Annotated in this window: 20 protein-coding genes; 13 read left to right on the plus strand and 7 right to left on the minus strand. The window is 71.4% G+C overall.

What is annotated here, in order from left to right; genetic code table 11:
- Positions 1-37: 37 nt before the first annotated feature.
- The 4 genes from IEZ13_RS19335 to IEZ13_RS19350 all read right to left on the minus strand — a co-directional run bounded on the left by IEZ13_RS19335 (position 38) and on the right by IEZ13_RS19350 (position 2,972).
- Complete coding sequence (locus tag IEZ13_RS19335; protein ID WP_183219656.1) at positions 38-892, minus strand: CDP-alcohol phosphatidyltransferase family protein; 855 nt, start codon at positions 890-892, stop codon at positions 38-40.
- A gap of 81 nt (positions 893-973) precedes the next feature.
- Positions 974-1,522, minus strand: a complete 549-nt coding sequence (locus tag IEZ13_RS19340) for a hypothetical protein (protein ID WP_183219658.1) — start codon at positions 1,520-1,522, stop codon at positions 974-976.
- Positions 1,519-2,265 carry an ABC-2 transporter permease gene (locus tag IEZ13_RS19345; RefSeq protein WP_183219660.1) on the minus strand — a complete coding sequence of 249 codons (747 nt, stop codon included), beginning with the start codon at positions 2,263-2,265 and terminating at the stop codon, positions 1,519-1,521. The genes IEZ13_RS19340 and IEZ13_RS19345 overlap by 4 nt, the downstream gene beginning before the upstream one ends.
- Complete coding sequence (locus IEZ13_RS19350; RefSeq protein ID WP_183219662.1) at positions 2,262-2,972, minus strand: ABC transporter ATP-binding protein; 711 nt, start codon at positions 2,970-2,972, stop codon at positions 2,262-2,264. The genes IEZ13_RS19345 and IEZ13_RS19350 overlap by 4 nt, the downstream gene beginning before the upstream one ends.
- 99 nt (positions 2,973-3,071) lie before the next feature.
- Here IEZ13_RS19350 and IEZ13_RS19355 point away from each other — a divergent pair, with 99 nt between their 5' ends.
- From IEZ13_RS19355 to tuf, 6 genes are all read left to right on the plus strand, one after another.
- Positions 3,072-3,917 carry a sensor histidine kinase gene (locus IEZ13_RS19355; RefSeq protein WP_203833644.1) on the plus strand — a complete coding sequence of 282 codons (846 nt, stop codon included), beginning with the start codon at positions 3,072-3,074 and terminating at the stop codon, positions 3,915-3,917.
- Positions 3,914-4,591: a response regulator gene (locus tag IEZ13_RS19360; RefSeq protein ID WP_183219664.1), complete on the plus strand. Its 678-nt coding sequence runs from the start codon at positions 3,914-3,916 to the stop codon at positions 4,589-4,591. The genes IEZ13_RS19355 and IEZ13_RS19360 overlap by 4 nt, the downstream gene beginning before the upstream one ends.
- 31 nt (positions 4,592-4,622) lie before the next feature.
- Positions 4,623-4,973: a nuclear transport factor 2 family protein gene (locus IEZ13_RS19365; protein WP_183219666.1), complete on the plus strand. Its 351-nt coding sequence runs from the start codon at positions 4,623-4,625 to the stop codon at positions 4,971-4,973.
- A gap of 4 nt (positions 4,974-4,977) precedes the next feature.
- The gene (locus IEZ13_RS19370) at positions 4,978-5,208 is read left to right on the plus strand and encodes a DUF1349 domain-containing protein (RefSeq protein ID WP_183219668.1); all 231 of its coding nucleotides are present in this window, start codon (positions 4,978-4,980) and stop codon (positions 5,206-5,208) included.
- Positions 5,209-5,269: 61 nt separating this feature from the next.
- Entirely contained in the window at positions 5,270-5,860 is a 591-nt protein-coding gene (locus tag IEZ13_RS19375; protein ID WP_183219670.1) for a redoxin domain-containing protein, read from the plus strand.
- A 202-nt stretch (positions 5,861-6,062) separates the two neighbouring features.
- Positions 6,063-7,253: an elongation factor Tu gene (tuf, locus tag IEZ13_RS19380; protein ID WP_183219672.1), complete on the plus strand. Its 1,191-nt coding sequence runs from the start codon at positions 6,063-6,065 to the stop codon at positions 7,251-7,253.
- 42 nt (positions 7,254-7,295) lie between these two features.
- Here the strand turns inward: tuf and IEZ13_RS19385 are convergent, their stop codons facing one another.
- Both IEZ13_RS19385 and IEZ13_RS19390 read right to left on the minus strand, forming a co-directional pair.
- Entirely contained in the window at positions 7,296-9,494 is a 2,199-nt protein-coding gene (locus IEZ13_RS19385) for a heavy metal translocating P-type ATPase (protein WP_372441830.1), read from the minus strand.
- Positions 9,495-9,507: 13 nt separating this feature from the next.
- A complete protein-coding gene (locus IEZ13_RS19390; protein WP_183219676.1) occupies positions 9,508-10,410 on the minus strand; it encodes a hypothetical protein in 903 nt (300 codons plus the stop codon).
- Between the two features lie 266 nt (positions 10,411-10,676).
- Here IEZ13_RS19390 and IEZ13_RS19395 point away from each other — a divergent pair, with 266 nt between their 5' ends.
- From IEZ13_RS19395 to IEZ13_RS19405, 3 genes are all read left to right on the plus strand, one after another.
- The gene (locus tag IEZ13_RS19395; RefSeq protein WP_221245402.1) at positions 10,677-11,942 is read left to right on the plus strand and encodes an RNA-guided endonuclease InsQ/TnpB family protein; all 1,266 of its coding nucleotides are present in this window, start codon (positions 10,677-10,679) and stop codon (positions 11,940-11,942) included.
- A gap of 10 nt (positions 11,943-11,952) precedes the next feature.
- Complete coding sequence (locus IEZ13_RS19400; RefSeq protein WP_041831370.1) at positions 11,953-12,249, plus strand: metal-sensitive transcriptional regulator; 297 nt, start codon at positions 11,953-11,955, stop codon at positions 12,247-12,249.
- Between the two features lie 139 nt (positions 12,250-12,388).
- Positions 12,389-13,174, plus strand: coding sequence for a serine aminopeptidase domain-containing protein (locus IEZ13_RS19405; RefSeq protein WP_183219678.1), 786 nt, complete (start codon positions 12,389-12,391; stop codon positions 13,172-13,174).
- 28 nt (positions 13,175-13,202) lie between these two features.
- Here the strand turns inward: IEZ13_RS19405 and IEZ13_RS19410 are convergent, their stop codons facing one another.
- Positions 13,203-14,255 (minus strand): XdhC family protein, encoded by a 1,053-nt coding sequence (locus IEZ13_RS19410; RefSeq protein WP_183219680.1) that lies wholly within the window; start codon positions 14,253-14,255, stop codon positions 13,203-13,205.
- 126 nt (positions 14,256-14,381) lie between these two features.
- Between IEZ13_RS19410 and IEZ13_RS19415 the strand changes: the two genes are divergently transcribed.
- The 4 genes from IEZ13_RS19415 to IEZ13_RS19430 are packed head-to-tail and all read left to right on the plus strand — an operon-like array spanning position 14,382 to position 19,141.
- Positions 14,382-15,251, plus strand: a complete 870-nt coding sequence (locus tag IEZ13_RS19415) for an FAD binding domain-containing protein (protein WP_268240116.1) — start codon at positions 14,382-14,384, stop codon at positions 15,249-15,251.
- A 3-nt stretch (positions 15,252-15,254) separates the two neighbouring features.
- Positions 15,255-15,749 (plus strand): (2Fe-2S)-binding protein, encoded by a 495-nt coding sequence (locus IEZ13_RS19420; RefSeq protein WP_183219684.1) that lies wholly within the window; start codon positions 15,255-15,257, stop codon positions 15,747-15,749.
- Positions 15,746-18,139 carry an aerobic carbon-monoxide dehydrogenase large subunit gene (locus IEZ13_RS19425; protein WP_183219685.1) on the plus strand — a complete coding sequence of 798 codons (2,394 nt, stop codon included), beginning with the start codon at positions 15,746-15,748 and terminating at the stop codon, positions 18,137-18,139. The genes IEZ13_RS19420 and IEZ13_RS19425 overlap by 4 nt, the downstream gene beginning before the upstream one ends.
- A gap of 15 nt (positions 18,140-18,154) precedes the next feature.
- Positions 18,155-19,141 carry an XdhC family protein gene (locus tag IEZ13_RS19430; protein WP_183219687.1) on the plus strand — a complete coding sequence of 329 codons (987 nt, stop codon included), beginning with the start codon at positions 18,155-18,157 and terminating at the stop codon, positions 19,139-19,141.
- Position 19,142: the final 1 nt, after the last annotated feature.

Raw genomic sequence — 19,142 nt, forward strand, 5'->3', positions numbered from 1 at the left:
GCGGGAGGCCCGCCGGGGCTGTGTGTGAGCTGTGTGCTCAGAGGACGGCGATCCGCCTCTGATAGGTCCTGGTAGTGGTCCAGAGCTTGTAGACCAGCAGTGACTCGAAGGCCAGCAGCAGCAGGCCGGCGGCGACCATGACCGGCACCAGCAACCCGGTCACCGGCCCGATGATGAACACGAACATCATGAACTCGATGCCGCTGAAGACGTGTGCGCGGATGCGCTGCCGTAGCAAGAAGTTGCGGAAGTTGAGGAAACCACCGAACCGGGCGCGGAAGTCGCCGTGCACGTCGATCGCGGACCGGGCCTCCTCGCCGTCGAGCGGGATCTCCTCGTCGGTCTCCTCCGCGTACTCCATCGCCTTGCCGGCCGCCCCGGCCGCGGCCGTCAGGTTCTCCTTCATGGTCAGCTTGACCTTCTGCATCTGGAGCGCGTTCAGATAGCGGAACATGTCCAGGAAGATGACGGTCGCGGCCAGCCACAGGTAGAGGGTCTCGCCGGTGTGGTGCCACTGCCCGCCGAACAGCGCCAGCGAGCAGACCACCACCCGGAACCGGTCGAAGACGTAGTCCAGCCAGGTGCCGAACAGCGACCCCGTCCCGTTCAGCCGGGCGATCTTGCCGTCCATGCAGTCCAGCACGAAACCCAGGTGGAACAGCAGCGCGCCGGCCAGCAGCCACCGGTACTCCGCCTGCCAGAACGCGGCCGCCGCGCCCAGGCCCAGCACGAACGCGCCCAGACTCAGCGCGTTCGGCGTGACCCGGCGCCACGGAGCGACCAGCCACACCAGCCGGGACGCGAGCGGATCCACCAGCCACACCGTCCACCAGGAGTCCCGGCGCTTATAGGTGCGCTCACGGATCTCCGCGAGCGAGGGTCGCTGTGCCATCGCTGTCTCTCCTCGGCCTGTCCAGCGCGAGGGTTCTTCTGGGGGTGGGACCCCGCGCTGCGCGTATTGAACACGCCGGAGTCAAGATCCGTCTGCCCCGTCGCGGCGCGCGAACACCACGGACGCCACCGCGAAGATCAACACACCGGCGAGCGGCAGCCAGTCGTTCACCTCACCCCAGTGCGTGCGGATCAAGGGCAACCCGATCTCGTACGCGATGAGCACCGCCCCCGCGGCCCCGACCGGACGCCGGATCAGCAACCCCACCCCGGCCGCGACCAGCGTGTCCACCACCAGCGACAGGGCCCCGCCCGGCTCCCCGGCGGTGCCCGCGACCAGCAGCGCGGCCGGCGCCGCCAGCACCACCAGGGCCACCGCCTTCGCCGCCGCGAGCCGGTACCGCCGCGGCATGGCCAGCAGCGTGGTCCGGATCTGGCCGCCGCCCTGGTACTCGTGGGCCGTCGCCAGCACGCCCAGGATCAGGAACCCCACCTGCCCGTACGGCAGCACCGAGCCCCCGGGCGGATCCAGCGCGTCCAGCAGCAGCGTGACCGCCCAGGTCAGGCCCAGGGTGAGCGCCAGCGACCGCAGGGTGAGCAGTTTGCCCACCTCGGCCCGGACCGCGTTCACGCGTCCCGCCTGCCGAACAGCCACCCGGCCAGGGCCAGCAGCGCCGCCACCCACGCCGACATCACCAGCCCGGCGGTCACCGGGGCGACGTCGTGGTCGCCCACCTCGTTCAGGAACATGTGCGCCCCCACGATGTCCGGCAGGTAGACGGCCGCGCTGGTCACCTTGGTCAGCAGGTAGGACACCGAGACGACCGAGGTGTTCACCACCAGCACGGTCAGCGTGACGATCCCGTTGCGGAAGATCAGCGTGAGGGCGTACGCCAGCAGCCCGATCAGCACCCAGTAGAGGACCGCGCCGGCCAGCCGCCCGGGCGCCGGCGACGGCACCAGTGAACCGTGCACCAGCCGGGTCAGCGCCAGCGTCGCCACCGTCGTGACCAGCCCCTGCACCGCCACCACCAGCGTCAGCGCGGCGCCCTTGGCGGTCAGCAGCCGGGCCCGCCGGGGCATCGCCGCCAGCGTGGTGGTGAGCTGCCGGGCGCCCGGCGCGTCCTCCCCGGTGGGCGTGTACTCGCTGCTCACCGTCACCACGCCGAGGATCATCGCGCCCAGCACGCCGATGCCCAGCGTCTGGAACCCCAGGTCGGAGGAGTCGGTGTAGAGGCCCTCGGCGATCGCCCGGCGGGTGCTCCCGGCCGACACGAACACCAGCGCCGGCGCGGCCAGGAAACCCACCAGCAGCCCGATCCAGGCGGTCCGCAGCCCGAGCAGTTTCCGCAGCTCGGCGTCGAGCAGGCTCACCACGACACGCCCTCGCTCCCGGTCTTCGCCAGGAACGCGTCCTCCAGGGTGGCGTGGCCGCCGACCACCTCGGCCAGCTCACCGGCCGCCACCACCCGGCCGTGGTCGATGATCACCACGTCGTCCACGGTCTCCGCCAGCTCACCCATCAGGTGGCTGGAGAGCAGCACTGTCCGCCCGGCGGCCGCGCTGTCCCGCAGGAACGTGCGCATCCACCGGATCCCGGCCGGGTCCAGCCCGTTCACCGGCTCGTCCAGGATCAGCACCGGCGGATCGCCGAGCAGCGCGGTGGCCAGCCCCAGACGGCGGCTCATCCCGAGCGAGAACCGGCCGGCCCGCTTGCCCGCCTCGGCGCCCAGCCCGACCAGGTCCAGCACCTCGCCGACGCGGGAGCGGGGCAGCCCGTTGCTCGCCGCCACCCAGCGCAGATGCGACCGCGCCGACCGGGAACGGTGGGCCCCGCTGCCGTCCAACAGCGCCCCGGCCACGGTGAGCGGGCGGTCGTGGTCGGCGTACCGGCGGCCGTCGATCAGGGCGGTCCCGCCCTGCGGACGGTCCAGGCCGAGCAGCACCCGCAGCGTGGTCGTCTTGCCCGCGCCGTTCGGCCCGAGGAACCCGGTCACCCGCCCGGGACGTGCCGTGAAACTCACCTCGTGCAGGACCCGGGTCCGGCCGCGGACCCGGGTGACACCATCGATCGTGATCATAGGAGGAGTCAACCGGCGGCCCGGCGCGGCCACATCGGACCGTGCTCCGGGATTCCGCCATCCGTCTACGACCCAGGTCCGAGGAATAGAGTCGGCCCGGTGAACGCCAACCCCCGGCCCGCGTGGCGCAGCCGTGCCGTGCCGGTCGTCGTGGTCGTCGCCGCGGTGCTGATCATGGCCATGTGCACGGTCGGGACGTCCGGCCCGCTGTCCCGGATCATCCCGGTGGTGATCGGCGGCGGGGCGGCCACCGCGGCGGTGTGGGCGGTGCGCCGGTGGCGGGCCGACCGGGCCGCCTACGAGCGGCGGCTCACCGAGTGGGCGGCCACCGAGGCGGTGCTGGCCGAACGGCTGCACATCGCCCGCGACCTGCATGATCTCGTGTCGCACGGGCTCGGGCTGATCACCGTACGGGCGGCGGCCACCCGGCACCTGCCCGCGCCCGCCGAGGTGCGGTCCGCCCTCGACGACATCGAGGAGACCAGCCGCGACGCCACCGCCGAACTGCGCCGCATGCTCGGCGTGCTCCGTGAGCCCACCGCGCCCGGCCCGCGCGCGCCGGTGGAGGGCCTCGACGCGCTGCCCGGCATCGTCGCCGCGGCCGGGGCCGCCGGGGTGCGGGCCCGGCTGCACGCCGGTGAGCTCGGGGACGTGCCGCCGGGCGTACAGGTGGCGGTCTGCCGGACGGTCCGGGAGGGCCTCGCCAACACGGCCCGGCATGCCGGGCCGGCCGACGCCACGGTCCGGGTGCGCCGCGACGGGGGACACGTGGTGGTGAGCGTGGCCGACAGCGGACCGGCCCACGGCTGGCGGCCCACCCCGGGCGCCGGGCACGGCCTCGCCGGACTGCGGGAACGCGTCGGCAGCCTGGGCGGCACGCTGTCGGCGGAGCGGGTCGAGGCGGGCTTCCGCCTCACCGCCCGGATCCCGGACGAGGTCCGATGAGCGAAGAGGTCACCCGGGTTCTGGTGGTGGACGATCAGCCGCTGCTCCGGCAGAGCCTCGCCATGATCCTCGGGCACGAGCCGGACATCGAGGTGGCCGGGCAGGCGGCGGACGGGGCCGGGGCGGTGCTGCGGGCCCGGGCGGCACGGCCGGACGTGGTGCTCATGGACGTACGCATGCCCGGTGTCGACGGTCTTGAAGCGACCCGGCGGATCTGCGCCGACCCGGCCCTGACCGGCATCCGGGTGCTGGTGCTCAGCATGTTCGAGCTGGACGAGTACGTCTACGAGGCCCTCCAGGCGGGAGCGTCCGGTTTCCTGCTCAAGGACGCCCGGCCGGAGGACCTGGTGGAGGCGGTCCGGCGCACCGGCCGGGGCGAGTCGCTGTTCGCCCCGTCGATCCTCACCCGGCTGGTGGCCCACTACGTGGCGGCGCCCCGGCCGGAACGGGTCCGCGCGCTGCGGCATCTCACGCCCCGCGAGGTGGAGGTGCTCGCCCTGATCGGCAAGGGCCTGGCCAACGACGAGATCGCCACGGCGCTGGCCATCTCGGTCAAGACGGTGAAGACCCACATCACCCACCTGCTCGCCAAACTGGCCGCCCGCGACCGCGCCCAGTTGGTGATCGCCGCCTTCAACGCCGGCCTGGTCCGCCCCCGCGCCTGGACGCCTTGAACCCCGATCGGCGAGGTGCCACGGTGTTCACATGACTGACATCGATGTGGCGGAAGAGAACAAGAGACGGTTCCTCGATGCCTTCGGCCGGTTCGCGGCCGGCGAGGTCGAGGTCCTTCGCGAGATCCTCCGCGAGGATTTCCTGTCACACAGCCCGGGCGCCCCGGCCGGCCGCGACGCCTGGATCGAGTTCATCGTCAACTCACCGATCGCCACCGCCCAGCTCGACCTGCAACACGTCATCGCGGACGACCAGTTCGTGGTGGCCCACTACACCCTGATCCCGGCCGAGGGCCCGTCCGAGGCGGTCGTCGACATCTGGCGCTTCGAGGACGGGCTGATCGTCGAGCACTGGGACGTGAGCCGCCCGTTACCTTCTTGATCCGATGTTCGGTGGACCTGCGACGTCCACCATGTGGTTGCGGCTGCGTTACCACCACGACGCGGCGAACAACGAGGATGAGGTACGGGCGGCGTCCAGCACCGACGGGGTGACCTGGACGTGGGGCGGAGTGTGGACCCTGCCATACTCCGGCCCGTACCGGATCGGGCTGATCTCGATGAATGCCACCGGCGCGACGGCGAGCTTCGACCACGTGCGGACCTACGCCGGTTAAGCCTAGTAATCCTATCGGTCCGATGGGTATTATGGTCGCACCCTGAGGACTGGAGATCACGATGACGACCGTGCAGGACCTGCGCCGGGTCGACGACGAAGCGTTCCGGCGGCTTCTCGACCGCAACGCGATCTGGAAGCGAATGGTCAAGGCCGGCGACCGCCTGCCGCTGATGCCGCTGCTCGAGGTGGATCTCGGACCGATCCACCTCGACCGGCTCCTGCACACCGGCCCGCTCGTGCTGGTCTTCGTCCGCTACGCCGGCTCGGCCGACTGCGAGGCGCTGCTGCGGTCCTACTCGGAGAAGCTCGAACCCGCGCTCACCGGCCTGGGCGCCCACCTGGTCGCCGTCAGCACCCAGGCGCCGGGCCGGCTGGCCGATCTCAAACACCGCGACGACCTGCGCATGCTGGTCGCCTCCGACCCGCGGCACGTCCTGATCGACGCCCTGAACATCGGCTTCGGCAGCCCCGGCGCCGACAAGCCGCTCGGCACCGGCCGGTCGGTGCTGCCGTTCGCCACCGTGGTCGTCGCCGACCGGGCCGGCCGGGTCCGGTTCGTCGACGTGCGCCCCAACTGGCTGACGCCCCTGCCGCCCGCCCCGATCATCGACGTCGTTAATTCGGTGGTCGCCGGCCGGGGGCCGCGCTAGCCTCTCGGCATGTTCTTCGCGCCCGGTCTGCAGCTGCCCCTCGTGGTGGCTCCCGCGCGCCTTGATTCGCGAGTCTGACCCCTCCCCGCCAGCAGCAGAACCCAGGGGAGGGGTGGCTGCTCCGTGCGTGGTTCTGGCGCGCCCCGGCTGGCATCGGGCCGCGCTCCACCTCCCGCCTCGCATCCAGTGAGGACTCGCAAAGATGGCCAAGAGCCAGTTCATCCGTACGAAGCCACACCTCAACATCGGCACGATGGGTCACGTCGACCACGGCAAGACGACCCTGACCGCCGCGATCACGAAGGTCCTCGCCGACCGCGACCCGGCAACCAACCGGTACGTCGCGTTCGAGGGGATCGACAAGGCCCCGGAGGAGGCCGCCCGCGGCATCACCATCACCATCGCCCACGTCGAGTACGAGACCGCGTCCCGCCACTACGCCCACGTCGACATGCCCGGCCACGCCGACTACGTGAAGAACATGATCACCGGCGCGGCGCAGGTGGACGGCGCGATCCTGGTCGTCTCGGCGCAGGACGGGTCGATGCCGCAGACCCGCGAGCACGTGCTGCTCGCCCAGCGGGTCGGCGTGCCGTACCTGGTGGTGGCCCTCAACAAGAGCGACATGGCCGAGGACCCGGAGCTGCTCGACCTGGTCGAGCTGGAGGTCCGTGAGCTGCTGTCGGCCTACGGCTTCCCCGGCGACGAGGTGCCGGTGGTCCGGGTCAGCGCGCTCAAGGCGCTCGACGGCGACCCGCGCTGGGTGGCGTCGATCGCCGAGCTGCTCGACGCGGTCGACACCTACGTGCCGATCCCGCCGCGCGAGCTGGGTGAGCCGTTCCTCATGCCGATCGAGAACGTGCTGTCGATCAGCGGCCGCGGCACCGTCGTCACCGGCAAGGTGGAGCGCGGCGAGCTCCGCGTGGGCGAGCCGGTCGAGGTGGTCGGCCTCGGTCCGACCGTCGCCAGCGTCGCCACCGGCCTGGAGACGTTCGGCAAGGTCCTGGAGTCGGCGCAGGCCGGCGACAACGCCGCCGTCCTGCTGCGCGGGGTCAAGCGCGAGCAGGTGCAGCGCGGCCAGGTCCTCGCGGCGCCGTCCAGCGTGCGCCCGCACCGGGTCTTCACGGCCCGGATGTACGCGCTGACCAGCGCCGAGGGTGGCAGGCACACGCCGTTCGCGGCGGACTACCGGCCGCAGTTCTACTTCCACACCACCGACGTGTCCGGCGGGATGGACCTCGGCGGCCGCGACCTGGTCATGCCCGGCGACACCCTGGACGAGGTGACGGTGACCCTGGGCAAGGCGATCGCCCTGGAAGCCGGCATGGGCTTCGCGGTCCGTGAGGGCAACCGCACGGTCGCCGCCGGCACGGTGACCGCCGTCCTGGACTGAGTCTCCGGCGGCCGGCTCTTCGGCGAGCCGGCCGCCGAGAGGTCAGTACAGGGGCCGGAAACGGCGCAGGCGGAGACTGTTGGCGACCACGAAGACCGAGGAGAAGGCCATCGCGGCGCCGGCGATCATCGGGTTGAGCAACCCGGCGGCGGCCAGTGGCAGCGCCGCCACGTTGTACGCGAACGCCCAGAACAGGTTGCTCTTGATGATCCGCAGGGTCCGCCGGGACAGCCGGATCGCGTCCACCGCGGCCGTCAGATCGCCCCGCACCAGGGTCAGGTCGGACGCCTCGATCGCCACATCGGTGCCGGTGCCCATGGCCAGCCCCAGGTCGGACCGGGCCAGGGCGGCCGCGTCGTTCACCCCGTCGCCGGCCATCGCCACCACCCGGCCGTCCGACTGCAACCGCCGGATCACGTCGACCTTGCCGGCCGGCAGCACCCCGGCGATCACCTCGTCGATGCCGACCTCGGCCGCCACGGCCCGCGCCACCGTCTCGTTGTCGCCGGTCAGCAGCACCGGGGTCAGGCCCAGGCGGCGCAGCCCGGCGACCGCGGTGGCGCTGGACGGCTTCACCGTGTCGGCGACGGCCAGCACACCGCGGGCCTTGCCGTCCCAGCCGGCCACGATCGCGGTGCGGCCGGCCGCCTCCTGCTCGGCGGCGATCCGGGCGACCTCGAAGGGGACCTCGAAACCCTCCCGCTCCAGCAGACCGATCCGCCCGGCGAGAATCTCACGATCGCCGGCGGTTCCCCGTACGCCCAAGCCCTCGAAGCTGGTGAACCCACTGACCGGAAGGTGATCGCCCACCCCGGCCGCGATCGCGTGAGCGATGGGGTGTTCCGACGCCGCCTCCACGGAGGCAGTGAGGCGCAGCAGTTCCGGATCGTCGGGCAGCACGGCGACCAGCTTCATCACGCCGGTCGTGACCGTGCCCGTCTTGTCCAGGACGATCGTGTCCACCCGGCGGGTCGACTCCAGCGCCTCCGGACCCTTGATCAGGATGCCGAGCTGCGCGCCCCGGCCGGTGCCGACCAGCAGCGCCGTCGGCGTGGCCAGGCCGAGCGCGCACGGGCAGGCGATGATCAGCACGGCCACCGCGGCGGTGAACGCGGCCGTCCAGCCCGCGCCGGTCCCGTACCACCAGCCCAGCGTCGCCACGGCCAGCGTGATCACGATCGGCACGAACACCGCGGAGATCCGGTCGGCGAGCCGCTGCACCTCCGCCTTGCCGGCCTGCGCCTGTTCGACCAGCCGGGCCATCTGCGCCAGCTGGGTGTCGGCGCCCACCCGGGTGGCCCGCACGATCAGCCGGCCGCCCGCGTTCACCGTGCCGCCGGCGACCTCGCCGCCCGGCGCGATCTCGACCGGGACGCTCTCGCCGGTCAGCATGGACCGGTCGACCGCCGACGACCCCTCCTCGACCACGCCGTCCGTCGCGATCTTCTCGCCCGGGCGGACCACGAACCGGTCGTCCGTCCGCAGATCCTCGACGGCGACGCGCACCTCCCGGCCGTCGCGCAGCACGGCGACGTCCTTGGCGCCCAGTTCCAGCAGCGCCCGCAGCGCGTCACCGGCCCGCCGCTTGGACCGGGCCTCGAAGTACCGCCCGGCCAGGATGAACATGGTCACCCCGGCGGCCGCCTCCAGGTAGATGGCCCCGGCGCCGTCGGTGCGGTTGACGGCCAGGCTGAACGGGTGCGTCATGCCCGGCTCCCCGGCGGTGCCGAAGAACAGCGCCCACAGCGACCAGCCGAACGCCGCGATCGTCCCCAGCGAGACCAGCGTGTCCATGGTCGCCGCGCCGTGCCGCAGGTTGATCGCGGCCGCCCGGTGGAACGGCCAGCCGCCGTAGACGACCACCGGCGCGGCCAGGGTGAGCGAGGCCCACTGCCAGTAGGTGAACTGCCAGGCCGGAACCATGGCCAGCAGGATCACCGGCACGCTGAGCACGATCGAGACGATCAGCCGGGTGCGAAGAGGATCCGTTCTATCCGGCTCGGCGGGCTTTTCGGCGGCCTTGACCGCGGCGGAATATCCGGTCTTCTCGACCGTGGCGATCAGGTCGGCCGCGGTGACGCCCGGGTCGGCCGTCACCGTCGCCTTCTCGGTGGCGTAGTTGACCGTGGCGGTCACCCCGTCCATCCGGTTCAGCTTCTTCTCGATCCGGGCCGCGCAGGACGCGCAGGTCATCCCGCCGATCTCGAGTTCGATCAGCTGAGGAGAGATTTGCAGGCTCATGGCGGTTGCCCCCTCAGTCATGCGTGTGGCCGTCGGCGCCGTGACCGGCGGTCTCGGTCGGGGCCGGCGGCTGGGTGACACCGGTCGTCGTCGCGGTGAACTCGGCGGTGCGCACCTTTCCAGCGTGCTGGAAATCCAGGTAGAGACGGTAGACCCCGGGCGACGGCACCTCGGCCTGGAAGCTCAGCGCGGTCTCGCTCGCCGGGTGCACGTGCAGGTAGGCGAGGTCACCCTCGCGCAGCGCCACCAGGTGACCGAGCGCCCCGAGATAGGGCTCCAGGTCGGTGACCGGCTTCCCGTCCCGGCTGACGGTGAAGTCGAGCGCCGACGAGGCCCCGGCCGCGAGATCGCCGTCGAGGGTGACGGTGTAGCCGTCGATCTCGGCGGTCCGGGCCGCCGGAGGCAGCGGCACCGGCTGGTAGTCGCCCGCCGCGGGCACGTCGACGCCCAGGGTGAGCGCCTCCGGCTCGGCGGCCGGCTGGAAGTCGGCGAGCACCCGGTACTGCCCGGGGGTATCCACGCCGATCGGCACCGACCACGTGCCGTCCGCGCCCAGCGCCGGATGCAGGTGCTGGTAGCCGGACAGATCCCGCCGGACCACGATGAGGTGCAGGTCCTTGTCGTGGTTACGGGTGTACGCCGTGACCGGCTTCCCGTCCGGCCCGAGGACCTGGAAGGCGAACGGCCCGGGCTCCCCGACGGTGAGCCGGGTGGTGGCCGGGCTCAACCGGTAGCCACCCTGCGCGATCTGCAATCCGCCCGGGATCTCCGGCGCGGCGGGCGCGTGGGCCTCGCCGTGCGCCGGCGGCGGCTCGGGCTGCGCGTCGGGGCCGATCAGGCGCCCCGCGCCGGCCGCCACCCCGAAGACGGCGACCAGTCCCAGCGCGAACGTGGCCAGGCGTACCGGCGTCCTCATCGAAAACCTTCCGTGGAAACCCCCGGCTTCAGCCGTGGGGAGGAATCGGATTCCCTGCGGAGCAGGTCGGGAATAGCCCATCCGCCGGCAGGGCGGATGGGCGTCTGGTCAGACGTTGAGTCGGATGTCGATGTCGCCTTTGACGACGTCGCGGCGGTGCCTGGAGTACCAGGCGATGTGGTGGGTGCAGCGGTTCGCGGTGTTGCCGTCGGATCGGAATTCACGGGGTTTGCGGGGAGCAAGATGTCGCCTGTACAGTGTTTGGTGTGGTCGAGACGGTGCGTTACACCTACCGCCTGCGGCCCGGCCGTCAGGCGCAGGCCGCACTGCTCGCCGAGCGGGCCTGCTGCCGCTGGCTGTGGAACGAGGCCGTCCACCAGCAGAAATCCGGCCGCAAGCCGACGTTCGGCAGGCTGTCGAAGCTGCTGACCGAGGCCCGCGCCAGGTTCGCCTGGCTTCGTGCGGGTTCGCAGAACGCCCAACAGCAAACGCTGCGCACCTATGGCTCGGCGTTGAACGCCTCGTTCACCGTGATGGACCGGGGCCGGCCGAAGGTCAAGCTCAAGAAGAACGCGCTGCCGACCTTGGAGTACACCCGCAACGGTTTCGCGATCACCGATGGCCGGCTGCGGCTTGCCAAGGGCGTGACCATCCCGGTCGTCTGGTCCCGCGAGCTGCCCTCGGACCCCACCTCCGTGCGGGTCTACCAGGACAACCTCGGCCACTGGTATGGGTCGTTCGTCGTCCAGCGTGAGGCTGTCGCGGCACCGGACCCGGATCTGCCGGGCATCGGCGTGGACTGGGGTGTGACCACCACGGCCACCACCACGAACTCGGTGTTCGACCTGCCGCACCTCGGACACCGCCGCCGGTGTGCGGCCGCGTTGGCCAAGGCGCAGCGCACGATGGCCCGCCGCCGCCGGCCGAAAGGCCATACCCCGTCGAAGGGCTATCTGGCGGCGAAGCGGCAGGCCGACCGGATCGTCAAGAAGGCCGCCCGGCAGAACGCTCACGACGCCCGGGTCTGGGCCAAGACCGTCGTCGACCATCACCACCTGATCGCTGTCGAGGATTTCAAACCGAAGTTCCTCGGCAAGAGCAGCATGGCGCGTAAGGCCGCCGACGCCGCGATCGGCGCCTGCAAACGAGAACTGATCGACCGTGGCACGCGGGCGGGCCGGAAGGTGGTGCTGGTGCCGCCCGCCTACACCACGATGACCTGTTCCGGGTGCGGCGAGAGAGCCAATCTCCGCCTCGGACTCGGCGTCCGCACCTTCGAGTGCACGGCCTGCGCCTACACCGCAGGTCGTGATCTCAACGCCGCGAGGACGATCCTCGCCACGGCCGAACGCGACCGTGCCGGTGCCGACGACGTCAGACATCGGATCGCCTCCTTCCGGGACGTGGATCAGATGCGGTCTGAGCTGGGAAATCCCCCGGATTCATCCGCGGGGATGTCGTTAAGAGCGCTCCCTTCGTCGTGCTGTCCCCCCACCATACACATACCCGGTAGGGGTACCCAAGCGATGTAGCATGGTCCGCATGACCAATCCCGCCCCGACCCGCGGCTACACCGCGACGAAGGACAACCTGCAGTCCCGGCTGCGCCGCATCGAGGGCCAGGTGCGCGGCATCGAGCGGATGGTCGAGGACGACCGCTACTGCATCGACATCCTGACCCAGATCTCCGCCATCCAGGCCGCCCTCGACAAGGTGGCGCTCGGCCTCCTCGACGGGCACGCCCGCCACTGCATGCACGAGGGCGCTCAGGAGGGCCGCGCCGACGAGATGGCCTCCGAGCTGATGGCCGCGGTCGGCCGTCTGATGAAAAGAGGCTGACCGGCATCGGCGCCGGCTCTCATGGGATCGGCCGACGGCGTGATGTGGGCCATATCCGCTTGTCGTCCGGATCCGGCGACCCGAGAGTGCTGATACCGGCCGGTAACAACTGGCCGCCGACACCGGAACAGGGATCGACATGACGCAGCCGGCACCAATGGTCCTCGTGTCGCCCGCCATGGGCATCGGATCCCGGTACTACCGGCTGCTCGTCGAAGCGTTCGAAGCCCGCGGCTGGAGCGCCCGTGCTCTGCCCCGGCGCGGTTTCGAGCAGGGCGAGCGCCCGGCGTCGCGGGGCAACGACTGGTCCTACGCCGACGAGATCCAGGTGATGGCCGAGGCGGTGACGGCGGCCCGTGCCGAGGCGCCGCAGCGGCCGGTCATCATCCTCGGCCACAGCCTCGGCGCCCAGCTCGCGGTCGGTCACCAGCTCGGCCACGTCCCGGCGGACGGTGTGGTCACGGTGGGCGGCGCCCTGCCGTACCACCGGCACTACCCGCTCGGCGGCCTGCCGCTGGTGATCCAGGCCGGCGTGGTCGTCCCGCTGCTGACCACCCTGTTCGGCCACCTGCCCAAGCCGGCCTTCGGCGGCCCCGGCGCCCGCACCCTGATGCGCGAGTGGGCCCGGATGGCGCTGACCGGCCGCACCCCGTTCCCGGCGCCCGAGCCGGTGCGTACTCCGTCGCTGCTCGTGGCCCTGGAGGGCGATCGTCTCGCCCCGCCGATGTCGGTCGAGGCCTTCGCCGCCGCCATGTTCGACCCGTCGGCCGCCACGGTCTGGCAGTACCGCCACGCCGACGTCCCGCCGGGCGGCAGCAACGACCACATCGCCTGGGCCCGCAACCCCGGCCCGGTCGTCGACCGCATCGCCACCTGGTGGGCCACGGCCGGCCGCCGAACCGACGAGATCCTCGCCGGCGACTGACCGCTTCCGGTCCGTGGAAGTGCCCTGATCAGGCGGGGCCGTGGATGGGGGCGGTGAGGTCGGTGAGCGGGGCTCCGGAGCCGCCCCAGGAGAGGGCGACGATCTCGGCGGCGATGGCCACCGCGGTCTCCTCCGGGGTGCGGGCGCCCAGGTCGAGGCCGATCGGGGCGCGCAGGCGGGCCAGAGCCGCCTCCGGGACACCGGCCTCGCGCAGACGGCGGATGCGGTCCTCGCAGGTGCGGCGGCTGCCCATCGCGCCGATGTAGCGGGCCGGGGTCCGCAGGGCGACCTCCAGCAGCGGGATGTCGAACTTCGGGTCGTGGGTGAGCACGCACAGGACGGTGCGCTCGTCGATCTCGGTGGATTCGAGGTAGCGGTGCGGCCACTGGACGACCACCTCGTCCGCCTCGGGGAAGCGTGCCTCGGTGGCGAAGACGCCCCGGGCGTCGCAGACGGTGACCCGGTAGCCGAGGAACTTCCCGATCCGGGCCACCGCGGCGGCGAAGTCGATCGCCCCGAAGACGATCATGCGGGCCGGGGAGGCCCAGGACTGGACGAACACCTCGCGCTCGCAGGCCGTCACGATGGCGCTGCGCCCGTGCGCGAGCAGGCCTCTCGCCTGGGCGGCGGCGATCCGGTCGAGCTCGGGGTCGCCGAGGGTGCCGGCGGTGCGGTCGGGCCACACCACGAGCTGGGCGCCGGGTAGGGACACGGCGGCGACTGGGCGGCCGGCGGCGATGTCGGCGAGCAGGGCGTCCAGCGAGGACAGGGCGACGTCCGGCTGGATCATGACCTCGATGGTGCCGCCGCAGGTCAGACCGACTTCGAACGCGTCGCCGTCGCTCACCCCGTACGTGTGCGTCTGTGCCTTTTTGGTTTTTATGACTTCCTGAGCGGCCGTGTAGACGGCGCCCTCCACGCAGCCGCCCGAGACACTGCCCAGAACGTCGCCGTGCTCGTTGACGGCCATCGCGGCGCCGGGCCGGCGGGGCGCCGAACGCCAGGTGTTCACGACCGTCGCCACGGCGAAGGAGACGCCGGCGGCGCGCCAGGCGATCAGCCCGTCCACGATCTCGCGCATCTGAGCACCTTCCGTGATCATCAAGACCTAGTCAACGCTTGATTAAGAGAACCCTTAGGTCGCTGTTGACAATGGATCCCGGGCACGCGAGGGTCTGCGCGACTTCGCGGGAGGTGCAGGGTGCAGGTGCCGGCTCCGTTCGAATACGAACGTGCCACAAGCGTGGATCAAGCCATTGGACTGTTGGAGCGGCTGGGCAGCTCGGCACGGTTGGTGGCCGGTGGCCACAGCCTGCTGCCGATGATGAAGCTGCGGCTCGCCAACTTCGAATATCTCATCGACATCAACGATCTGCACGGCGAGCTCGGCTACATCAGGCTGAGCGACGACGAGGTGCGCATCGGGGCCATGACCCGGCATCGGGAGCTGCTCGAGTCGGACGTGCTGGCCGGCGTCTTCCCGATCTTCCGGGACGCCGAGCGGGTGATCGCCGACCCGGTGGTCCGCAATCGCGGCACCCTGGGCGGATCGCTCTGCCAGGCGGACCCGTCCGAGGACCTGTCGGCGGTGTGCACGACCCTGGACGCGAGCTGCGTGATCCGGGGCCCGGGCGGCGCCGAGCGGGTCGTCACCATGGAGGAGTTCCACGTCGGCCCGTACGAGACGGCCGTCGCGGACAACGAGATCCTCACCGAGATCCGGCTCCCCCGGAAGAGCTTCAAGGTCGGCAGCGCGTACGCGAAGGTCGAGCGCCGCGCCGGTGACTGGGCCGTGGTGTCGTCCGGCGCCGCGGTGTGGCTGGACGCCGGACGGATCGTGGACGCCCGGGTGGGCCTGGCCGCGGTCGGCCCGAACACCACCGGCATCCCGGAGATCTCGGCGGCTCTGCGTGGCCACGAGCCGAGCGAGGAGCTGTACCGGCTGGCGGGGGCGATCGCGGCGCGCAGCTGCGACCCGGTGACCGACACCCGGGGCAGTGCCGACTACAAGCGCCACCTGGCGGACGAGCTGACCCGGCGCACCCTGCGTACCGCCGTGGAACGGGCGAGGAGCTGAACCATGCAGGTCACGATGACCGTCAACGGGACCGAGTACACCCGTGAGATCGAGGGCCGCATGCTGCTCGTGCACTTCCTGCGCGACGTGCTCGGCCTGACCGGCACCCACTGGGGCTGCGACACGAGCAACTGCGGCGTCTGCGTGGTGTGGCTGGACGGCGAGCCCGTCAAGTCGTGCACCGTGCTGGCCGCGATGGCCGGGGGCCACGAGGTCCGTACCGTCGAAGGTCTGGCCAACGGCGCCGAACTGGACCCGATCCAGGAAGGTTTCCGGCAGTGCCACGGCCTCCAGTGCGGGTTCTGCACGCCGGGCATGCTGATGACCTGCCGGGCGCTGCTGGACAGGAACCCGGACCCGACCGAGGGCGAGATCCGCGAGGCCATCTCCGGCCAGATCTGCCGCTGCACCGGTTACTCCTCGATCATCCGCTCGGTCCGCTGGGCCGCGGTGCACGAGGCCAACGCCGCTAAGGAAGAGGAGGTGGCGCAGGCATGACCGATCTCCAGGACTCCAAACTCACCGAGTTCGAGGACAACGACCAGAATCCGGTCGGCTTCGGCCGGATGCTGCGCAAGGAGGACGCGCGCCTGCTCCGCGGCCGCGGCCGGTTCGTCGACGACGTGCAGCTTCCCGGCATGCTGCACCTGGCGATCCTGCGGTCGCCCTTCGCGCACGCGAGCATCGTCAGCATCGACACCAGCGCGGCCGAGGCGTCGCCCGGCGTGAAGGCGGTCGTCACCGGCGAGACCCTCAAGGGCCTGGGCCTGGCCTGGATGCCGACGCTCTCCAACGACGTGCAGGCCGTGCTGGCCACCGACAAGGTGCGCTTCCAGGGCCAGGAGGTGGCGTTCGTCGTCGCCGAGGACCGGTACAAGGCCCGGGACGCCCTCGAACTGATCGACGTCGAGTACGACGTGCTGGAACCGGTCGTCGACGTCCGCAAGTCCCTGGCGCCGGACGCCCCGATCATCCGCACCGACCTCGAGGGCAAGGCGGACAACCACGTCTTCGACTGGGAGACCGGTGACGAGGAGGAGACGAACCGGGTCTTCGCCTCGGCGGACGTGGTCGTCAAGGAGGACATCGTCTACCCGCGCGTGCACCCCGCGCCGATGGAGACGTGCGGCTCGGTCGCCGACTTCGACCCGGTCGAGGGCAGGCTGCGGCTCTGGTCGACCACCCAGGCCCCGCACGCGCACCGCACCCTCTACGCGATCGTCGCCGGTCTGCCCGAGCACAAGATCCAGGTGATCGCCCCGGACATCGGCGGCGGCTTCGGCAACAAGGTGCCGATCTACCCGGGCTACGTGCTGAGCATCGTCGGCTCCATCGTCACCGGCAAGCCGGTGAAGTGGATGGAGGACCGCTCGGAGAACCTGATCAGCACCGGTTTCGCCCGGGACTACATCATGCGGGCCGAGATCGCGGCGACGCGCGAGGGCAAGATCCTGGCGATCCGTACGAACGTGCTGGCCGACCACGGCGCGTTCAACGGCACGGCCGCCCCGGTGAAGTACCCGGCCGGCTTCTTCGGCGTGTTCACCGGTAGCTACGACATCCAGGCCGCGCACTGCAAGATGACCGCGGTCTACACGAACAAGGCGCCCGGCGGTGTGGCGTACGCCTGCTCGTTCCGCATCACCGAGGCCGTCTACCTGGTCGAGCGGATCGTCGACACGCTCGCCTACGAGCTCCAGATGGACCCGGCCGAGCTGCGGCTGAAGAACTTCATCCAGCCCGACCAGTTCCCGTACACCACCAAGACCGGATGGGTGTACGACTCCGGGAACTACGAGCCCACCATGCGCCTCGCCATGGAGATGGCCGGCTACGACGAGCTGCGCAAGGAGCAGGCTGAGAAGCGGGCCCGCGGCGAGCTGATGGGCATCGGCATCGCGTTCTTCACCGAGGCGGTCGGCGCCGGGCCGCGCAAGAACATGGACATCCTCGGCCTGGGCATGGCCGACGGCTGCGAGCTGCGGGTGCACCCGACCGGCAAGGCCGTCGTCCGGCTCTCGGTGAAGACCCAGGGCCAGGGCCACGAGACCACGTTCGCGCAGATCATCGCCGAGGAGCTGGGCATCCCGCCGGCCGACATCGACGTGCTGCACGGCGACACCGACAACACGCCGTTCGGTCTCGGCACCTACGGCAGCCGGTCCACCCCGGTCTCCGGCGCGGCGGCCGCCCTGGTGGCCCGCAAGGTGCGGGACAAGGCGCGGCTGATCGCCTCGGCGATGCTCGAGGTGTCGGTCGCCGACCTGGACTGGGTGAAGGGCGCCTTCCAGGTCAAGGGCGACCCGGGCAAGTCGGTGACGATCCAGGAGATCGCGTTCCGGGCGCACGGCGCGGGCGACCTGCCGGACGGCGTCGAGGGCGGTCTCGAGGCGCAGATCTGCTACAACCCGTCGAACCTGACCTACCCGCACGGGGCGTACATCTGCGTCGTCGACATCGACCCGGGCACCGCCGAGGTCAAGGTCCGCCGGTTCATCGCGGTCGACGACTGCGGCACCCGGATCAACCCGATGATCATCGAGGGTCAGGTGCACGGCGGTCTCACCGACGGCGTCGGCATGGCCCTCATGGAGATGATCTCCTTCGACGAGGACGGCAACTGCCTCGGCGCCTCGCTGATGGACTACCTGATCCCGACCGCGCTGGAGGTGCCCGACTGGGAGACCGGCTACACGGTCACCCCGTCGCCGCACCACCCGATCGGCGCCAAGGGCGTCGGCGAGTCCGCGACGGTCGGCTCGCCGCCGGCGATCGTCAACGCGGTCGTCGACGCGCTCAAGCCGTTCGGCGTCCGGCACGCCGACATGCCGCTCACCCCGTCGCGGGTCTGGGACGCGATGCGCGGTCAGGCCACCCCGCCGATCTAGAAGACGGAGTACGTGATGACGACGAGCATCGCCGAGCGCGCCCACGAGCTGACGGTCGCCCGCCGGCCGTTCGTGCACGCCACCGTGGTCCGCGCCCAGGAACCCACCTCGGCGCGGGCCGGCGACGACGCGGTGATCCTGGCCGACGGGTCCATCGAGGGCTTCGTCGGCGGGGTCTGCGCCGAGACGTCGGTGCGGGCGGCCGCCATGGACTCGCTGCGCGACGGCAACACCGTCCTGCTGCGGGTGCTGCCGGAGGACTCGGCCGAGTTCCCGGAGACGCCCGGCGCGCTCGTCGTCGTCAACCCCTGCCACTCCGGCGGGGCGATCGAGATCTTCCTCCGGCCGGTGCTGCCGAAACCGCTGATCGTGGTGACCGGTGGCACCCCGGTCGGCACGGCCGCGACGGCCCTGGCCGAGTTCCTCGACTTCGAGGTGGCCCACTCGTACGAGGGGGCGACCGCGGTGGTGGTGGCCGGGCTGGGCCGCGACGAGGAACGCGCCGTCCGGGAGGCGCTGGACGCCGGTGTGCCGCTGATCGCGCTGGTGGCCAGCAACACCCGGTCGGCGATCCTGCTCGACACGATGAACCTGTCCATCGAGGAGCGGTCCCGGATCCGGGCGCACGCCGGTATCGACATCGGCGCCCGTACCCCCAAGGAGATCGCCCTCTCGGTGCTGGCCGAGATCGTGCGCGAGATGCGCGTCGGTGGCCTGACCGCCGCCGCGCCGAAGAAGCCCGCCGCGACGCACGCCGAGGCGGCCGCGTTCGCGAAAGCCGGGCCCGAGTTCGTGGCCGGCCCGACCCTGCCCGTCGGGCCGGCCACATTTCCCATCGAGGAGATCATGGTCCCCATCGGCGAGACCCCCGCACGGACCGCCATCGACCCGGTCTGCGGGATGACCGTCGTGATCGGACCGGACACCCCGCACGGGGTGGTCGACGGCGAGGACTTCTGGTTCTGCTGCCCCGGCTGCCTGAAGAAGTACACGAAGGCCTGAC

This window comes from Actinoplanes campanulatus, assembly GCF_014647795.1.
GTDB classification, from domain to species: domain Bacteria; phylum Actinomycetota; class Actinomycetes; order Mycobacteriales; family Micromonosporaceae; genus Actinoplanes; species Actinoplanes campanulatus.